Genomic DNA, 16,280 nt, shown 5'->3' with positions numbered 1-16,280 from the left:
CAATCATTCAGACGGTGCAAAACCGCCTGCCGGGTTCGGAACGCGCCAGCCCCTGGATCTCCAGCACCGTGAGCACCGCCAGCACCTGCCCGGGCGGCAGGCTGGCCCGCACGGCCAGTTCGTCCACATGGCGGGGCGATGCGTCCAGCAGGGCGAGCACCGCGCGCTGCACGTCGTCCAGCCCCTGCACCGGGCGCCTTGCCGGGGTGGCGGGCTTTTCGGGGACAGGCTCCGGGCGGGGCGGCACTGCCGCGGGCGGGAAAAGCGACTGCTGCGCCGGCTCTGCCGGCAGTATGCGCGCAAGCGCCTCTGGATATTCCTCCAGCAGGTCGGCCACGCCGCAGGCGGGCTTTGCCCCCTCGCGCAAGAGCTGGTTGGTGCCCTCGCTCATCGGGCTGAAGATGCTGCCGGGCACGGCGAATACATCGCGGCCCATCTCCAGCGCCTGCCCGGCGGTGATGAGCGAGCCGCTCTTGCGGCCGGCTTCCACCACCACGGTGCCCGCGCAGAGCCCCGCGATGATGCGGTTGCGGATGGGAAAATGGTGCCGGTCGGGGCCCGCGTCCGGCGGAAATTCGGACAGCACCGCGCCCGTTTTGGCGACCAGACGGTAGAGCTCGCGGTTGGACGCGGGATAAACGGTATCCAGCCCGCAGCCCAGCACCGCGTAGGTTTTGCCGCCACCCTTGAGCGCACCCTTGTGCGCATGGGTGTCCACCCCGGCGGCCAGGCCGCTCACCACGCCCACCCCCGCGTTTGCCAGCCCCATGGCCAGCCGCTCTGCGGCGGCAGCGCCATAATCGGTGACACGCCGTGCGCCCACCATGGCGATGCAGAGCATGTCTGCCGCGGGCAGACGGCCGGAAACATACAGCACGGCGGGCGGCGCGTGGATCTCCCGCAGCAGGGCGGGATAGTCTTCATCCGCAAATGTGCGGATGTCATACCCGCGCGCCAGGCAGTGCTCGATGATGCGCTCCGCCTGCGCCAGGCTGTGCGGCCGCAGCAGCGAAAGATCGTGCGCGGTGCAGATGCCGGAAGCGGCCAGCGCCGCCTCGTCCGCCTCATGCACCACGCGCGCGCCGCCCAGCGCTTCCGCCAGGGCACACGGTTTGGGGCTGCCGGGCGAAAACGCCTGCGCCAGCCAGATCCAATGCTCCACATCCGTCAAACCAACCCACGTCCTTACCGACTGCGCATAATTTCCCACAGGATGATGGCGGCGGCCGCCGCCGCATTGAGCGACTCCGCGCGCCCTTTCATGGGGATGGTGAAAGGGTCGCACGCGTCCACGCAGGCATCGGAAAGGCCCGCGCCCTCGTTCCCGATGGCCGCCACCACGCCGCCGCGCAGATCGAGCTGCGTGAGCAGTCTGGTGGTGCCGCCCGCAAGCGCCGCGAGGGTCTGCAGGCCTTTCTCCCGCAGCAGGGAGAGCGCGGCGGGCAGGTCTTCCGTCTGGAAAAACGCGGTGCGAAACACCGCCCCCATGGATGCCCGCACTACCTTGGGCGCGTAGATATCGGCACAGCCTGCGGAAAGCAACACACCCGAAAGCCCCAGCGCCTCTGCCGTGCGCAGCACCGCGCCCAGATTACCCGGATCGCGGATATTTTCCAGCGCCGCATATGCGCCGCCTAAGTTTATTTTATCCAACGCGAACGCTTTGTCAAGCATAAATGCCGCGGCAAACACCCCCTGCGGCGCGGCGGTGTCCGCCAGCTTGGCGGCAACGGCGTCGCCCACAAGGCAGACGCGCGCCCCGCCGTCCCGTGCGGACGCAAGCAGCGCGGGATGTTTTTCGCAAGCCTCCCCGGTGAAAAATACCGTTTCCATACGCACACCGCTTTCCAACGCGTCGCCGAGCAGCCTTGCCCCCTCCAGCACAAAGCGGCCTGTCTCGCGGCGAAACGCACGGTTTTCGCGCAGGCGCACATAATCGCGCACCAGCGGGTTGTCACGACTGGTGATTTCGAGCATCGTTCGTCTTCCCTTTCCGTTTACGCACACCCGCAACCTGTGTTTTATGAAGAAAACCGACGGAATCCAGCAAAAAACCGCCCGGCGTGCAAAACGGTTCGCACGCATGGGGCGGTTTTCAAAACAGGGTCTATCTCAAAGCGCGGCTTTGGCCTTTTCCACCAGAGCGGCGAATCCGGCGCTGTCGCTCACGGCAAGCTCGGAGAGGATCTTGCGGTTGAGCACAATGCCCGCTTTTTTCAGGCCGTTGATGAACGTGGAATAGTTCATGCCGTTCAGCTTGCATGCCGCCGAAATGCGGGTAATCCAGAGCGAACGGAAGTCACGTTTTTTCAGCTTGCGGCCCACATAGGCATAGCTGAGGGATTTCATCACGGCTTCGTTGGCCGTGCGGAACAGCCGGCTCTTGCCGCCCCAGTACCCTTTTGCCAGTTTTAAAATTTTCTTTCTGCGTTTGCGCGTCATCATCGCGCCTTTGACTCTCGCCATGTTTGCTTAAACCTCCATCAATGCCGCCCGCAGCCTGTGCCGGACGGCGCCTGTTCACAAATGCGCTGCCCGATCAGTTGTTATAAGGGCAAAGGTGTTTGAGTGCGCCGACATTGGTGGCATCGGCATAGGCAGCCTGGCGCAGGCCGCGTTTGCGTTTGGTATCTTTCTTGTTGAGGATATGAGATTTGAACGCATGCGCGCGTTTGATCTTACCGGTTTTGGTAAAACGCAGGCGTTTGGACGCCCCGCTGTGTGTTTTAAGCTTTGGCATTTTGGTTTCCTCCCTTGCTGGTTGATTCTTTCGGAGCAGGCTTGGCCACAAGGAACAGGGACATGCTGCGCCCTTCGAGCTTGGGTTGCTTTTCCACGGAAGAAACACCTTCGCACAACGCGGCGAAACGCCCGAGCAGCGTTTTGCCCAGTTCGGTGTGGGCCATTTCGCGCCCGCGGAACCGAACCGTCACCTTCACACGGTCGCCCGATCGCAAAAACTGCAAGGCATGACCTGCCTTGGTTTCCAGATCATGCGTGTCGATGTTGAGCGACATGCGGATTTCCTTGATTTCGACGACGCGTTGGTTCTTTTTGGCTTCTTTTTCTTTTTTGGCCTGCTCAAAGCGGAATTTTCCGTAATCCATAATGCGGCAGACCGGCGGTTTCGCCTGCGGCGCGATCTTGACCAGGTCAAGATTTTTTTCTTCGGCCAGGCGCAGCGCCTCGCGCGAGGAAAGAATGCCCAGCTGCGCGCCGTCCGCATCGATCACACGGACTTCCCTGTCTCTGATTTCTTCGTTGAGAAGCATTTCCTTGCTGATGGCCAGCACCTCCAAAAGTACAGAGTTTCACGGCGCTGTCTCCGCCCGCAGGCGGCACGCCGTACGGTTCACACGGCCCGGCAGGGCGGGCCGCTCTATTATCGCCGCGCCGTCCTGCGGACGGGCGGGATAACGCAGGCCCGGCGGTGCGGAAAGGCCGCACACACCAAAAAAGCGGATGGAACATGCCATCCGCTCAAACACACCGGTTGACGCGCCCCTTTCCCGGAGAAAAAGGGCACCCGACGATATTGACCCCGCAGCCAGCGGCGCACGAGGTGAGGACGGCTCTGTTTTCCTGCTTTATTGTGCGTTTCAGTATATCAGAAAAAAGCCGGCCTGTCAACTGCTTTTGGGAGCGTCCCCGCTGTTTTTTCCCTGTCCGGGCGGTTTGCCGTCCTTGCGCGTGCGGTAGCGGTCGTAGAGGATACCGGCCGCCAAGCCCAGCGTGATTCCCAGAGCAAGCTGATTGAACGCGATGCCCAACGCCGCGCCCAAAATGATGCCCAACGCCATCCTGACGGACAGGTTCGCCGTGCCTGTGTGCTTTTCCTCCCCGGATTCCGCAACCGGTTCATCCCTGTTTTCGTTCTCTGCCATTGCCGCACACCGTCTGTCACGCTTTCCCGTCGTATTCTTCCAGGCAAAGACCCGCGCTGTTTATCTTTTCCGCATTGTCCTTCCCCACATACCGCCAGTGCCACGGCTCATACGAAATGCCGGTGATGTCGGTCTTATCCTTGGGGTAGCGCAGGATGAACCCATAATCTGCGGCATGCTGTTCCAGCCATGCAAAGGCCGTCGTTTTTTCAAACGTCTCGTTCAGATCGCCGTTTTTCCGAAGCCAGTCGGAGGAAACGATATCGGCGGCCAGGCCACTCTCGTGCTCGCTGGTGCCGGGCGGCGCCACCAGCGTGGCGGCCTTGGAAGATGCGGTGCTTGGCCCGTAGCCCTGCGCGCGGTACTCCGAGACCTTGCGGTCGAAATTATCCGTCTGGTACGCCATGCTGCGGTAGCCGGAATAGATCACCAACTGCACGCCGTCGGCTCTGGCGTCGTGGATCATCTGGGAAAGGTGGGGCGCCGCGCGTGAATCGAAATGGTTGTCCTTGTCGCTGGATGTGTAGTAGGACTTGTCCACCAGGGCAAGCGTGGGCGTATAATCCGAGGGCAGGGGGTTTTTCGCGTTGATGAGCATGAGCAGGCCGCCCGTTTTCATCTCCGAGGCCGGTGCCAGCGCCTTGGAAACGGAGGCGGAAACGGACTGGGAAGACACGCCCGTGCTCGTACCGGACGACGTTGTGGCGTTGTGCTTGTTGAAGATGGCATAGGCAAACACCAGCCCGCCGACCACACAGACCGCAATCGCCGCCAGAAAACCGCAGCACCCGGGACGAAGGGTTCGTTTTGCCATGATATCGCTCCATTTCTTCTGGTCGAGGGCTTGCCGCACCCGTCGGAAGGTTCTTTTCATCTTTTTCATTTTACAAAATTATGCATCATTTATCAATACTCGGGTTTTTTTTGTTTATCATTTTACATCATTTTAGTTGAAAAAAGCGTGCTGTTCCGCTATAATTGCCTTTGAGTATTTAAACTTTATTTTCCCTTTTGTTCTTTTTTAAAATCTTTATAGGGGTGAAATGATTTATGAGAAAAACCAAAATAGTTTGTACACTCGGCCCCGCCACAGAAAGCGAAGAAATGCTCAGGAAGCTCATGCTTGCGGGCATGAACGTCGCGCGGTTCAATTTCTCCCACCAGACACACGAGCAACACAAGCAGCGCCTGGATTTCGTACGGAGCATCCAGAAAGAACTCGGTGTTCCCCTCACCTATCTGCTCGACACCAAAGGCCCCGAACTTCGTCTGGGCCTGTATAAGGACAACCAGAAAGTCACGCTGAAGACCGGGCAGGACTACACCCTGACCACCCGCGACATCCTCGGCGACGAAAACCAGGTGTCCATTTCATTCAAAGGCCTGCCCGCCGACGTCAAGCCCGGCAATCACATTCTCATCGCCGACGGCCTGGTGGAACTGGAAGTTAAAAGCACCACCGACACCGATATCGTCTGCCTCGTGAAAAACGCCGGCACCCTCTCCAACAACAAAAACGTGAACGTGCCGGACGCGCATGTATCTCTGCCGTTCATCAGCGAAAAAGACCGCGCCGACCTGATCTTCGGCTGTGAAAACGGAATGGACGCCGTAGCGGCTTCCTTCACCCGCTCCGCGGAAGACGTGCTGGAAATGCGCGCCATCCTGGACAGCCACGGCGGCAGCAACATCAAGATCATCCCGAAGATTGAAAACATTTATGGTGTCAACAACATTGACGAGATCCTGAAAGTCGCCGACGGCGTGATGGTCGCCCGCGGCGACATGGGTGTGAACATCCCCATCGAAGAGATCCCCCGCATCCAGAAGATGATCATCCGGAAAGCGAACGCGCTCGGCAAGATCAGCATCGTTGCCACCCAGATGCTCGATTCCATGATCCAGAACCCCCGCCCCACCCGCGCAGAAGCGACCGACGTGGCCAACGCCATCTACGACGGCACCGGCGCCACCATGCTCTCCGGCGAGACCGCCGCAGGCGCCTACCCGATCGAGGCCGTGACTACCATGGCCCGCATCGCCGAGCGCACCGAAGCGGACATCGACTACAAAGCGGCTTTCAACGCCCGCCCGCTGGAAAGTGAGACCGACGTGACCAACGCCGTGGCACACGCCGCCGTGGGCACCGCACACGACACCAACGCCAAGGCCATCCTCACCGTCACCCAGTCCGGCTACACCGCGCGGTTCGTTTCCAAATTCCGCCCGGCCTGCCCCATCATCGGCTGCACCCCCAACGAGCAGGTTTACCGCCAGCTGAACCTCTCCAGCGGCGTCGTTCCGGTGTTGACCAAAAGCGCCAGCGGCGCCGACGACATGATCGAAACCGCAGTGCAAAGCGCCATCGACGCTGGTCTCATCCAGAACGGTGACTTGGTTGTCATCACCGGCGGCATCCCGCTCGGCGTGCCCGGCACCACCAATTTCATCAAAGTACATGTGGTGGGCAACAGCACCTCGTTCAGCAAACAATAAGTTTCGCACGCAGCCCGGTTTCACCCGGGTGCTCTTCTGCCGAAAATCGCTCGCCGGTTTTCGGCAGAACTTGTTTCGGCTGCGTTTCAGGGCCTGTCGGCATATGCAGGGGAGCGGACGGATACGCGCACATTTTCCGTGCCCGTTCCCTCGCACCCAAGGACGGACAGACCCTCCGGCGCATGTTTCACCGCCTGCTCTTTTTCCAAACTTGTGGAGGGCCTGCAAATGTCAAAGTTTCTGATCGGGTTTCAACATGCCGTCACGAAGGTACGCCATTTCGTCGCAAACAAAAAGATCCTGGTTTCAGTCGTTTCCGCGGCAGTGGTTCTGGGCTGCGTGAGCAGCGTTCTGCTCCTGCCGCATGGGCAGGCTGCCCCGATAAAAACCGCATCCAAGCCGTCCTCCTCCATTGCTTCCGTTTCCTCCGCACCGACTCCGCCGATCCCTTCCAAAAAAGCGGACATCCTGGCCGCGCAGCAGAAAAACTCTGATGTGGTCGGGTGGCTGACGGTGCCCGGCACCTCGCTGGACATGCCGATCGTACATACAACCGATAACTCCTATTATCTGACACACAACCTGGATAAGCAGACCTACAAAAAAGGCTGGCCGTTCCTGGATTACCGCAACGACGCCGAGAACCTCGACCGCAACTCCATCATATACGGCCACAACATGGGCGACGGCACGCTTTTTGGGGAACTCAAGCAATTTGAAAACCTGGATTTTCTCAACCAGCACCCTGTGCTGTATTTCGGCACGGCGGATGCCGACCGCTATTGGAAGATCTTTGCCGTTTATATCACAGACGTCAACTTCTACTACATCAACACCAGTTTCCCCACCGACAATGATTTCACCTCGCTGGTCAGCCAGATGCGCGCGCAGTCGCTTTTCAACACCAACGTGTCGGTATCATCCACCGACAAGATTCTGACGCTCTCCACCTGCACCTACGAGTTTGAGAACGCGCGCTTCGTCATTGAGGCCAGACTGGTGCAGCCGGGCGAAAGCTATGACGTGACGCCCGCCACCGAAAACCCGAACCCCACTTCCCCGCACCACAAAGCAAACTAAACGGACAAGCCACAGAAAAAAGGACCCGCCGGCCGACTTATGGCCAGCGGGTCCTTTTCCTGCTTACATAGGGTACACGTTATGGTTCCATCAACTGTGCATATTTTCTTCGACAGCGGCGTTTTTCGGATTTTGGGGAGGCAACTGCCGGTTTGAACCACCCGTACCCGACAGCAGCTTGCCTGAAATAGCCGACACGATCGGCACTGTGAGAATCACCGCCAGACTGCCGCAAACCGCCTGCAGGATGTCGATGGCAATTCCGCTGGAATTGAACAACTGATTAAATTGCGCCTGATAGGAATACATCAGAATAAACGAAATGACCGAAGAACCAACGAAGGCAAGGATCAGCGTATTCACCATCGTCCCCATCATATCCCGCCCGACGTTCATTCCTGCGGAAAACAGCACCTTGAAATCTGCATCCGGTTTGTGCTCCAGCACTTCATTGATGGACGTTGCAACCGAAATGGCAATATCCATCACCGCACCGAGTGACGCAATGATAACGCCCGCAAACATCAGGTCATGCACCTGCAAATGGCTCCCGCCCGCGATATTCAGCAAAGAGTCCGTGTCAGAAGACGTATAACCGGAAATGGAAAGAAAATAGCTGAAAACAAACATTACGATCACAGAAATCACCACGCCCGCCACCGTACCCAATATGGCACTCAGACTTTTACGTCCCACACCGGCCACCAAAAACAAAGTGACACAGGAGGTGACCGCCACCAAGATCAAAGTCGCCGACACTGCCGACACACCCCGGTACAATAGCGGAACAAAAACAAACAGCATGGTGGTGAGTGTGAAGATGATTCCCAGCAAAGAGCGGAAACCGCGCATCCCGCCCACAAAACACAGGGCAACGACGAACAACGCAATCAGCACAAACAGCGGTGCCAGTCGGTTCGGCGCATACATATATACATTGATATACGATTTATTTCCGGTAGACGTGCTTTCCGTCACGACGATCTTCTGCCCCTTATGCAGGATGAAGTTGGTGTCATAGTTCAGAGGATTGTTGATCTGAAACGTCTTGCCTTTATACCGCCCGTCGTTCATTCGGATGGTAATGATCTGGTGACCGGTGTAAAGGCCCGGAAATCCGGATGCAGTGATCGCCTGCTCGTCGATTGACAGCACCGTGGCATTGTCATACTGGATTTCCCCACCCGGACCGGAGCCATAGGGATTGTAAATCGGCGTGTGTTGGCTGAAAATATACGCAAACACAACATAGACCGCCAGAATGATAATGGGAACAACGATTCTTTTGATCGCCCATACGGCATTATGTGCACCTGTTTTGATTTGCATGTTTTTCTCCATAGTCTGATTTCCGGAAAAGGTCCCTTCCCCAAGATGGAACAAGCAAACAGTCCCGCAACATGGCGGGACTGTTTGTGGGAACGAAACCCTGTCTACTCGTATGAGATGAGCGGATTTTTGCTCTTAGACTTTCTTTTTGCGAAGCACAACCAGGGTCGCGCCACCGAGCAGAGCGGCAATCGCGCCGATGCTCAGGACGTTGGAGGCCAGATTGCCCTGCGCGTCAACGCCTGTGTGCGGGTTGCTCACTGAGGTGGTCGAGGTGGTCGAGGTGGTGCTGGTGGTGGAACCCGTGCTGGTGGTGGAACCCGTGCTGACGGTAGAACCCGTGCCGCTGGACGTGTTGCTGGCCGAGGTCTTGTTGATGGTGTAGGTATCGATCTGTTTCTGGTCGGCGATGTTGGTATCGGTGGTGGAAGCCAACGCGTAAGTGTTGACCGAGAAGCTCGTGCTGGTGGCGGTCACCAGAGAGTAGCTCGGCAGATAGCCCTGCCAGCCCACCACACTGAACGAGTGGTCGGTGGGAAGGCTGGTGGTCTGCTCCGTGCCGCTGATGCCGTCATAGTTGTAGTATTTGCTGCCGCTGCCGGAGTCAAGCGTAAAGTAGACGATACCCTTCGGGTTGGTCACCGTGGTGGGATACGCTTTGGCGGCATAGGTGGCGTTCGGGTTGGTGGTGGCAGGCGCCGCGTTGGAGGAGCCGCTCGTCTGGGTGGCAGCCTGCGGAATGTTGACGCTGGTGGTCGGGGTCAGCCAGGAAGCGGACTCAGCGGCATAGTTGTTGTTCGGATCAAGCGCGACGCCGTCCAGCATCTGCGCTGTGCGGGTGTAGTAGTGGTCGTGGCCCTGGAAGACAGCATCCACGCCATATTTCTGCATCATCGCCGGCCAGGTGTTGCGGATGGTCAGCACCGGATCGGTCGCGTTGTTCTGGCTGTCGTGGTTGCCTTCGCTGTAGGCGGACTGATGCCACACGGCCACTTTCCATTTCACGTTCAGGCCCTGCGCCTTCACGGCGGCATCGACATCGCTCATGAATTCGTCGTGATCCGCAGTTGCGTAGTTGTTCGCGTTGAGCACATAGAACAGCACCGGGCCGGCGGTGAACCAGTAGTCGCCGTCGTTGCCGTACTGTGTGCCGCCCAGCTGATTCTGGTTCGGATGGTTGTAATGGTAGCCGTAATATTCACCCATCTGATGGTCGTGGTTGCCGGAGAAAGCGACCAGCGGATAGCTCTGGATGACATTGCTGTATGTACCGTAGGTGCCGCCGTTGTTGTTGGCCGGTTTGATGCCGAAGTAGGTCAGATACTGATCCCACTGGCCGCCGCCCATGGTATCGCCGGATACGTTTTCGCCCAGATAGTTGTAGTCATTGATCTGGTCGCCCAGCGAAAGCAGGAAGTTCAAGCCCTTGTTCTGGCTGACGACGTTGAGCATGTTGGCCCAGCCGTTGCCGTCGTCCACGATGTTCTGGTGGCCGTTGGTGGCATTGGACGGCTTGGTTTTGGATGCATTGTCATACGCGCCCATCTGCGGATCGCCGAACGCGGCAAACTGGATGCTGTCGGTCGGGGCGGTGGAGATGGTGTAAACCGGGCTCCAGTTGGTGCCGTCGCTCACGCGATAGGCATACTTGGTGTTCGCGGCCAGACCGGTAGCGGTAGCCATGTTCTGATATTCGCCCGTGACTTTGTTCTGCGGAGCGGTGCCGTTGGTCACGCCGTCGCCATAGCCGTCAGCCGAGCCGTTCGTTCCCGGCAGGACGAAGCCCGGCGCATTTGCGGAAATATTCTCGGTTGCCGTAACGGTTTTCTGGGTGGCGTTCACCGTAGTCACTCCGGTGGTCGGCCAGGTGCCGTTGGTATAATTGCCGGCCAGCGTGTACTGAATCTGGGAAGTCGTGCCGGTGGTCTTGTTGCTGCTCTGGCTGAACCAGTTGAAGTTCAGCTTGGTGGCATCGGTGCCGAAGCAGGCGTTGATGTTGTACGGACCGGTGATAGAGGGCAGGGTGAAATCGGAGATAGCGGAGGTGTCCGCCTGGGCCACGAGCATAGAGCCCGTGCCCATGGACACGGTTGCAGCAAGCAGAACCGACAAAGCGATTTTGCCTGCTTTACGATGGTTAATCATTCTTTTTGCCTCCTACTGTGTCTACTTCTATCCATTTTCGACTAAACTATTGTTAATTATAAATTGTTCAAATAGAATCTATGGATAATCTTTGTAATTTTTATGAAAAATTTATGTAAAATAAAGAAAATACGCCGTTTGATCCGATCGGGAGAATATCTCTGCCTTTTTTGTGAACAATACCCACGCACCACCGCAAGGCTTCTTGACAAACCCGGAAAAACGAGTATATTAATAATAAGAATTGTTATTAATAATGGATTTGCATATCAGGGAGGTAGCATATGGGTAATCTGATTGGTACGGAGCTCCCGGAATTTAAAGTACACGCATATCACAACGGCGATTTCGAAGAAATCACCAAAGCCGCCGTGCTTGGCAAATGGGGGGTGTTTTTCTTTTATCCGGCGGACTTCACGTTCGTCTGCCCCACCGAGTTGGGCGACCTGAGCGACCATTACGCCGCATTCCAGAGCATCGGCTGCGAGATCTATGCGGTCTCCACCGACAGCCATTTCGTACACAAACAATGGGCGGAGACCTCCGACACCATAAAAAAAGTAACATTCCCCATGCTGGCTGATCCCGCCGGGCGGCTGGCACGGTTCTTCGGCATTCTGGTCGAGGAAGAATGGCAGGCCCTGCGCGGCACTTTTGTGGTCAATCCGCAGGGTGTCATCAAGCTCTATGAGGTGCACGACATGGGCATCGGCCGCAACGCCGAGGAGCTGCTGCGCAGCGTGCAGGCGGCGCAGTTCGTGGCTGAGCACGGCGACCAGGTCTGCCCCGCAAAATGGAAACCCGGCACGGCGACACTCAAGCCCGGGCTGGATCTTGTCGGCCGGATCTGAACGCTATACCGCTTCCATTTTTTCCAAATGAGAAAGGCTGCCGTTTCCCGCTGAAACAACGGGGAACGGCAGCCTTTCCTGTTTTTCAAGACTTCTGTTACCGGAACCTGCGGTAAATAAGAACCGCGGCCAGGATGCAAAGCACCTGCGTGAGATTGATGCGGAGCCCAAAGCCAAACGAGATGCGCAGCACCGAAAGATCAAGCGTAACAGGCTGCGCATCGCCGATGCCGAAGGATTTGGTATATGTAAGGAACCCCGCCCACGAAAACTGCTGCAATACGGTGGCGAGCGCGCCGCCCGCCACCACCGCCACGATCAACAGCACGACGAGCAATAACCAACTTCCATTTTTTCCGGCAGAACGCATAACGTCCACCCTCCTGTCTTGATTTGAAACGGCGCGGCGCCGGACTTTTGCGGGATACGGTGCGTAGTCCGGCAGGCGGCACCGCCCTGTCCGCTGGATCGGCGGTTTTTTCTCAATACCGGCCCGTGGAGCCAAACCCGCTCCCGGCGCGCGCGGTCTCCTCCAGTTCTTCCACTTCAAACAGTTCGGGCGCGCAGACAGGGGAAATGACCAACTGCGCGATGCGCTCGCCCGGCATAACGACATAGGCTCTATCCGAAAGATTGCACAATCCCACGATCAATTCGCCGGTATAATCGCTGTCGATCACACCCACGCCGTTGGAAAGCGCGATGCCGTGCCGTGTCGCCAGCCCGCTGCGCGCATAGATGAATGCGGCATAGCCGTCGCCCGGCATCTGGATGGCAATCCCCGTCGGGATGGACACCAGCCCTCTGGGCGCGATCTTCACCGGCCCGCGCAGGGCGGCATGCAGATCCATCCCCGCCGAGCCGCCCGTGGCCCGGCGCGGATATTGCACCTCCACGCCGTCGTGTGGCACCGTTTTCACTTTCAGAATGATTTTGGACATGGTGTTCCTCCGTTTTTTGAAAGTTTATCGAGAACCGGAGCGGCTATCGCACGCCCCGACGGTATAATCCCCGTGTAAATGCGGCGGAAGGCGCATCCCCTCTGCGAAACGCCTGCAAAACCGCCGCCGTCTCCCCCGGCGTTTCGATGGTGAAATACAGCTGCAAAAACGATACGCCGGTTTCCCAAAGTTCTTCTTTGCGGTCGCACATCCAGAGCGGGCGGTCGTTGAGCACCTCCACGCAATCCCCCGCCGCGCCGCACACCACCGGGAAACATGCGCCCGTCCGGTCGGTCAGCGCGGCCGGCTGAGCCGGCTGTATCACCCGCGCTTTTCCTACTGCCTGATGCACGCTCTGCTCCGCTTTCACAACGTGCGGGGCGCCCACCGCGCAGGTGCGGCCGGCACAGGGCCCGCCGTTGCGCAGCGGGCAGTTGTGCGTCAGCATCAGCGGCAGGCGGCCATACGCCAGAAGACCCGCACGGGCGTCGGCCGCGCGGCGCGCCTGCGGCAGCGCCAGTTCAAAAGAAAGCACACAGTCCGCCGCGCCCATCTCCGCATAGGCCTCCAGCGCCATCCGGTTCGCACAGTTGAGGGAAAAATCGCCGTGGGCAACAAACCCTGCCGCTTCCGCCACCGGAAGCGCGCCGATATTTCCGCAGAGCGCGTGACCCACACCCAACGCTTTCGCCGCGTCCAAAGCGGGCGCAAGCGATTGCGCGGAGCCGAAAAACGTGCGCGGCAATTCCACGCCGAGCGGCAGGCCGTCCGCCGCGGCCCGGCGGAGCGGCGCGGGAGCTTCCGCATACGCCCGCAGCGGCAGATACACCCGCTCGATGCCGGAAAAATCGGCGGTCTCCAACTGCGCCGCCGAAAGCAGCCGCACCCGCACCTGCTTTTCCACCGTTTTCGGTATCGCGGTGGGAAACGCGGGCCGGGCAAACGGGATGGGCCGCGGCTGCTGCCGCAAGGTCAGCAGCTCATCCAGCGCGTCCCGCCGGAGCGCGTTGAGTTCCCGCACCGGCAGGGAAAGCCCGCCGCCCAGCTCCATGCGTATGTTTCGGACGAAAAACGGCGTGCCGCCGGTCTTGTCCAACTTTTCCCGCACGGTCTGCTCGTCCAGCGCGCGGTGAAGCGCTGGTTCTGGCGTCGGGCCGGCGCTGTGTGCGGCATGCCCGTCATCGTCCTCCACACGAAGCGCCGCCGGGCTGCCCGCCCGGATGGAAACGGTGAGGTCCACCGGCACGCACGGCTGCTCGGCCGTTTCGGCGTGCATCCGCGCCAGCGCCTGCCCGCTGGCCAGCACGTCCTCATGCCCGCGGAAACCGAACATCTCCCGGCCGCGCCGCCCCTCGAAATAGCCCTGCGTGAAGCCCGCGCGGGAAAACACCGCGCGCAGCTCCTCGAGCTGCTCCTCGGGCACCGGCTCGCCCCGTGCCGCCGCGGCGCAGGCGCGCACCGCCGCCGTCACATATTCCGGGCGCTTCATCCGTCCCTCGATTTTGAGGGAAGAGACGCCCATCCTCGCCAGCCGCGGAACCTGCCGGATGAGCGAAAGGTCTTTGAGCGAGAGGTCGTGTCCCGTGCCGCCGGGCGCGGCAAACGGCAGGCGGCACACCTGCGCGCACAGGCCGCGGTTGCCGCTGCGCCCGCCGAGCATGGCGCTGAAATAGCACTGGCCGGATACGCTCATGCACAGCGCCCCGTGCACGAACACTTCGATTTCCGGCGCACAAGCGCCGCCGGGGCTGCGCAGCGCCCCGGTGATCTCCTCCATCTCACGGGCGGAGAGCTCGCGGGCCAGCACCACGCGCGACACGCCCAGCCCGGCAAGAGCGCGCACGCCTTCGATGTTGTGCACGGCCATCTGGGTGGAGGCATGCAGCCGCAGATCCGGCGCGGCTGCCCGCACCAGACGCAGCACGCCCGTATCCTGCACGATAAGCGCGTCCGGCCCCATTTGGCAAAGCCGCTCCAGAAAAGCCAGCGCGCCGTTCCATTCGTTTTCAAACAGCAGCGTATTGAATGTGATATACGCCTTCACGCCCCGCGCATGCAGCCAGCCGATGGCTTCTTCCAGCGCCGCGTCGTCGAAATTGGCAGCACCGCGCCTGGCGTTGAACGACTGCCCGCCGAAATACACGGCGTCCGCGCCGGCAAACGCGGCGGCCCGCAGTGTTTCCCATGACCCTGCGGGAGCCAGCACCTCGGGTCGGTTCATTTGCCGCCTTCCAGTTTGCTCACTTTGGCCCGCAGCGTGATGTTCTCGCGCTCGAGTTCGATCTCCCTGCGGCGCAGCTCGGTCGCCTCACTTTTGGCCGCGGCAGCCTCTTCCAGATAATCCTTGATCTGGGCGCGCAGATTGTCGGCGGATTCCGTCGCTTTGGCCGCCTCATCGCAGAATTCCAGCGCCGCAAACACGGCCGCCATTGTGGTGGACATGGTGGGGGAACGATCCATCAGGTTCTGAAGATAGTGCTCCACCTTTTCGGCCACCGCGCGGATATATTCTTCACTGTCATGCGACACCACATAAAATTCATTGCCGCAGATTTTCAGTTTGACTCTGTTTTTTTCGCCCATACCGTCTGCCCTTCCCGGTTTTCCGTTTCCATCTGCACGCGGTCATCGTCCGCCATGCGGACGAAAAACGGCGAATCGTCATTTTGCGCGGCGGCGCTGCCGAAACCGCCCGCCGCACGCCGTGCAAAACACCATACGTTTAAACAATTATAATACATTCGCCCGCTCTTTTAAATGGGCGGGCGCAACTTTTCTTCCTTCCGACAGTAAACAGCAGAAACCTTTAAAATCATACAACATCTTCCTGCAACTGCAAATCCTTTCTCCGCAGGTATAATGCGTTTGCGAAGGCAGATACTATATGTGATGTGAAAAAGGCCCGGCTTTTTTCATCGCGGCAGGCGCGCGGACCGGTCCGCACGCTCTGTTCCGGGTGCCGAACGCGCCGTTTATAAACAAAGAGGAGGTAATCTGTTTGAAAGCAACCGGCATCGTCCGACGCATAGACGATCTGGGTCGCGTTGTCATTCCGAAAGAGATCCGCCGCACCATGCGGATCCGCGAAGGCGACCCACTTGAAATATATACCGATAACGATGGCGAGGTAATCTTCAAAAAATATTCCCCTATCGGGGAACTGTCCAATTTTGCCGCACAGTTTGCGGAAGTGCTGGGCAAGTCCTCCGGATACCCGGTCCTCATCTCGGACCGCGACCGCATCATCTCGTCGTTCGGCATCCCGCGCAAAGAAGTGCTGGAGCGCCGCGTGAGCGAGGAACTGGAGGCATTGCTGGAGCAGCGCCGCCCGTATATCTGTGAAGACGGCCACCATCTCACCGCGGTGGACGGTCTGGAAAAAAGCGTGGCGGTGGCCGTGCCCATCCTGGCCGCCGGCGACATGGCGGGCGCCGTCATCCTGCTGGACACGGAAGAAAACGCAAAACCCGGCGACGTGGAGCTCAAGCTGGCGCAAACGGCGGCCAATTTTCTGGCCAAACAAATGGAAGAATAATACGCACCCGCACACCGCT

At 59.2% G+C, this 16,280-nt stretch carries 18 protein-coding genes; 4 read left to right on the top strand and 14 right to left on the bottom strand.

Going from position 1 to position 16,280, the window contains the following annotated elements; all coding sequences use genetic code 11:
• Positions 1 to 7: 7 nt before the first annotated feature.
• The 7 genes from dprA to ETHHA_RS01585 all read right to left on the bottom strand — a co-directional run bounded on the left by dprA (position 8) and on the right by ETHHA_RS01585 (position 4,698).
• A complete protein-coding gene (gene dprA, locus ETHHA_RS01615; RefSeq protein WP_242822102.1) occupies positions 8 to 1,162 on the bottom strand; it encodes a DNA-processing protein DprA in 1,155 nt (384 codons plus the stop codon).
• A gap of 23 nt (positions 1,163 to 1,185) precedes the next feature.
• On the bottom strand, positions 1,186 to 1,977 hold the full coding sequence (locus ETHHA_RS15390; protein WP_013484278.1) for a TrmH family RNA methyltransferase: 792 nt from the start codon (positions 1,975 to 1,977) through the stop codon (positions 1,186 to 1,188).
• Between the two features lie 135 nt (positions 1,978 to 2,112).
• Complete coding sequence (rplT, locus tag ETHHA_RS01605) at positions 2,113 to 2,466, bottom strand: 50S ribosomal protein L20 (protein WP_013484277.1); 354 nt, start codon at positions 2,464 to 2,466, stop codon at positions 2,113 to 2,115.
• Positions 2,467 to 2,539: 73 nt separating this feature from the next.
• On the bottom strand, positions 2,540 to 2,740 hold the full coding sequence (gene rpmI, locus ETHHA_RS01600; RefSeq protein ID WP_013484276.1) for a 50S ribosomal protein L35: 201 nt from the start codon (positions 2,738 to 2,740) through the stop codon (positions 2,540 to 2,542).
• Entirely contained in the window at positions 2,727 to 3,299 is a 573-nt protein-coding gene (gene infC / locus ETHHA_RS01595) for a translation initiation factor IF-3 (RefSeq protein ID WP_013484275.1), read from the bottom strand. Before infC ends, rpmI begins: the two co-directional genes overlap by 14 nt.
• A 327-nt stretch (positions 3,300 to 3,626) precedes the next feature.
• Positions 3,627 to 3,884, bottom strand: a complete 258-nt coding sequence (locus ETHHA_RS01590) for a glycine zipper domain-containing protein (protein ID WP_013484274.1) — start codon at positions 3,882 to 3,884, stop codon at positions 3,627 to 3,629.
• A 16-nt stretch (positions 3,885 to 3,900) separates the two neighbouring features.
• On the bottom strand, positions 3,901 to 4,698 hold the full coding sequence (locus ETHHA_RS01585; RefSeq protein ID WP_013484273.1) for a M15 family metallopeptidase: 798 nt from the start codon (positions 4,696 to 4,698) through the stop codon (positions 3,901 to 3,903).
• Positions 4,699 to 4,934: 236 nt separating this feature from the next.
• Here ETHHA_RS01585 and pyk point away from each other — a divergent pair, with 236 nt between their 5' ends.
• Positions 4,935 to 6,380 (top strand): pyruvate kinase, encoded by a 1,446-nt coding sequence (pyk, locus tag ETHHA_RS01580; protein WP_013484272.1) that lies wholly within the window; start codon positions 4,935 to 4,937, stop codon positions 6,378 to 6,380.
• A 228-nt stretch (positions 6,381 to 6,608) separates the two neighbouring features.
• Entirely contained in the window at positions 6,609 to 7,460 is an 852-nt protein-coding gene (gene srtB / locus ETHHA_RS14235) for a class B sortase (protein ID WP_013484270.1), read from the top strand.
• A gap of 90 nt (positions 7,461 to 7,550) precedes the next feature.
• On the opposite strand, the gene ETHHA_RS01570 is transcribed toward srtB, so the two are convergent.
• Positions 7,551 to 8,789, bottom strand: a complete 1,239-nt coding sequence (locus tag ETHHA_RS01570) for a YibE/F family protein (RefSeq protein WP_013484269.1) — start codon at positions 8,787 to 8,789, stop codon at positions 7,551 to 7,553.
• Between the two features lie 135 nt (positions 8,790 to 8,924).
• Positions 8,925 to 10,934 carry a metallophosphoesterase gene (locus ETHHA_RS01565; RefSeq protein ID WP_013484268.1) on the bottom strand — a complete coding sequence of 670 codons (2,010 nt, stop codon included), beginning with the start codon at positions 10,932 to 10,934 and terminating at the stop codon, positions 8,925 to 8,927.
• 284 nt (positions 10,935 to 11,218) lie between these two features.
• Between ETHHA_RS01565 and ahpC the strand changes: the two genes are divergently transcribed.
• Entirely contained in the window at positions 11,219 to 11,785 is a 567-nt protein-coding gene (gene ahpC, locus ETHHA_RS01560) for an alkyl hydroperoxide reductase subunit C (protein ID WP_013484267.1), read from the top strand.
• 97 nt (positions 11,786 to 11,882) lie between these two features.
• Here the strand turns inward: ahpC and ETHHA_RS01555 are convergent, their stop codons facing one another.
• The 5 genes from ETHHA_RS01555 to ETHHA_RS01535 form a co-directional block, all read right to left on the bottom strand.
• On the bottom strand, positions 11,883 to 12,155 hold the full coding sequence (locus ETHHA_RS01555) for a DUF4321 domain-containing protein (protein WP_013484266.1): 273 nt from the start codon (positions 12,153 to 12,155) through the stop codon (positions 11,883 to 11,885).
• Positions 12,156 to 12,267: 112 nt separating this feature from the next.
• Positions 12,268 to 12,726, bottom strand: a complete 459-nt coding sequence (dut, locus tag ETHHA_RS01550) for a dUTP diphosphatase (protein ID WP_013484265.1) — start codon at positions 12,724 to 12,726, stop codon at positions 12,268 to 12,270.
• A gap of 43 nt (positions 12,727 to 12,769) precedes the next feature.
• On the bottom strand, positions 12,770 to 14,947 hold the full coding sequence (locus tag ETHHA_RS01545) for a peptidase U32 family protein (protein WP_013484264.1): 2,178 nt from the start codon (positions 14,945 to 14,947) through the stop codon (positions 12,770 to 12,772).
• Positions 14,944 to 15,309 carry a cell division protein ZapA gene (locus ETHHA_RS01540; protein WP_013484263.1) on the bottom strand — a complete coding sequence of 122 codons (366 nt, stop codon included), beginning with the start codon at positions 15,307 to 15,309 and terminating at the stop codon, positions 14,944 to 14,946. Before ETHHA_RS01540 ends, ETHHA_RS01545 begins: the two co-directional genes overlap by 4 nt.
• Positions 15,282 to 15,467 (bottom strand): hypothetical protein, encoded by a 186-nt coding sequence (locus ETHHA_RS01535; RefSeq protein ID WP_013484262.1) that lies wholly within the window; start codon positions 15,465 to 15,467, stop codon positions 15,282 to 15,284. Before ETHHA_RS01535 ends, ETHHA_RS01540 begins: the two co-directional genes overlap by 28 nt.
• Before the next feature lie 257 nt (positions 15,468 to 15,724).
• Between ETHHA_RS01535 and ETHHA_RS01530 the strand changes: the two genes are divergently transcribed.
• Positions 15,725 to 16,261, top strand: a complete 537-nt coding sequence (locus tag ETHHA_RS01530) for a stage V sporulation T C-terminal domain-containing protein (protein ID WP_013484261.1) — start codon at positions 15,725 to 15,727, stop codon at positions 16,259 to 16,261.
• Positions 16,262 to 16,280: the final 19 nt, after the last annotated feature.

It is taken from the genome of Ethanoligenens harbinense YUAN-3 (assembly GCF_000178115.2).
In the GTDB taxonomy this organism is placed as follows: domain Bacteria; phylum Bacillota; class Clostridia; order Oscillospirales; family Ethanoligenentaceae; genus Ethanoligenens; species Ethanoligenens harbinense.
This window is presented reverse-complemented; position numbering and strand designations above follow the sequence as displayed.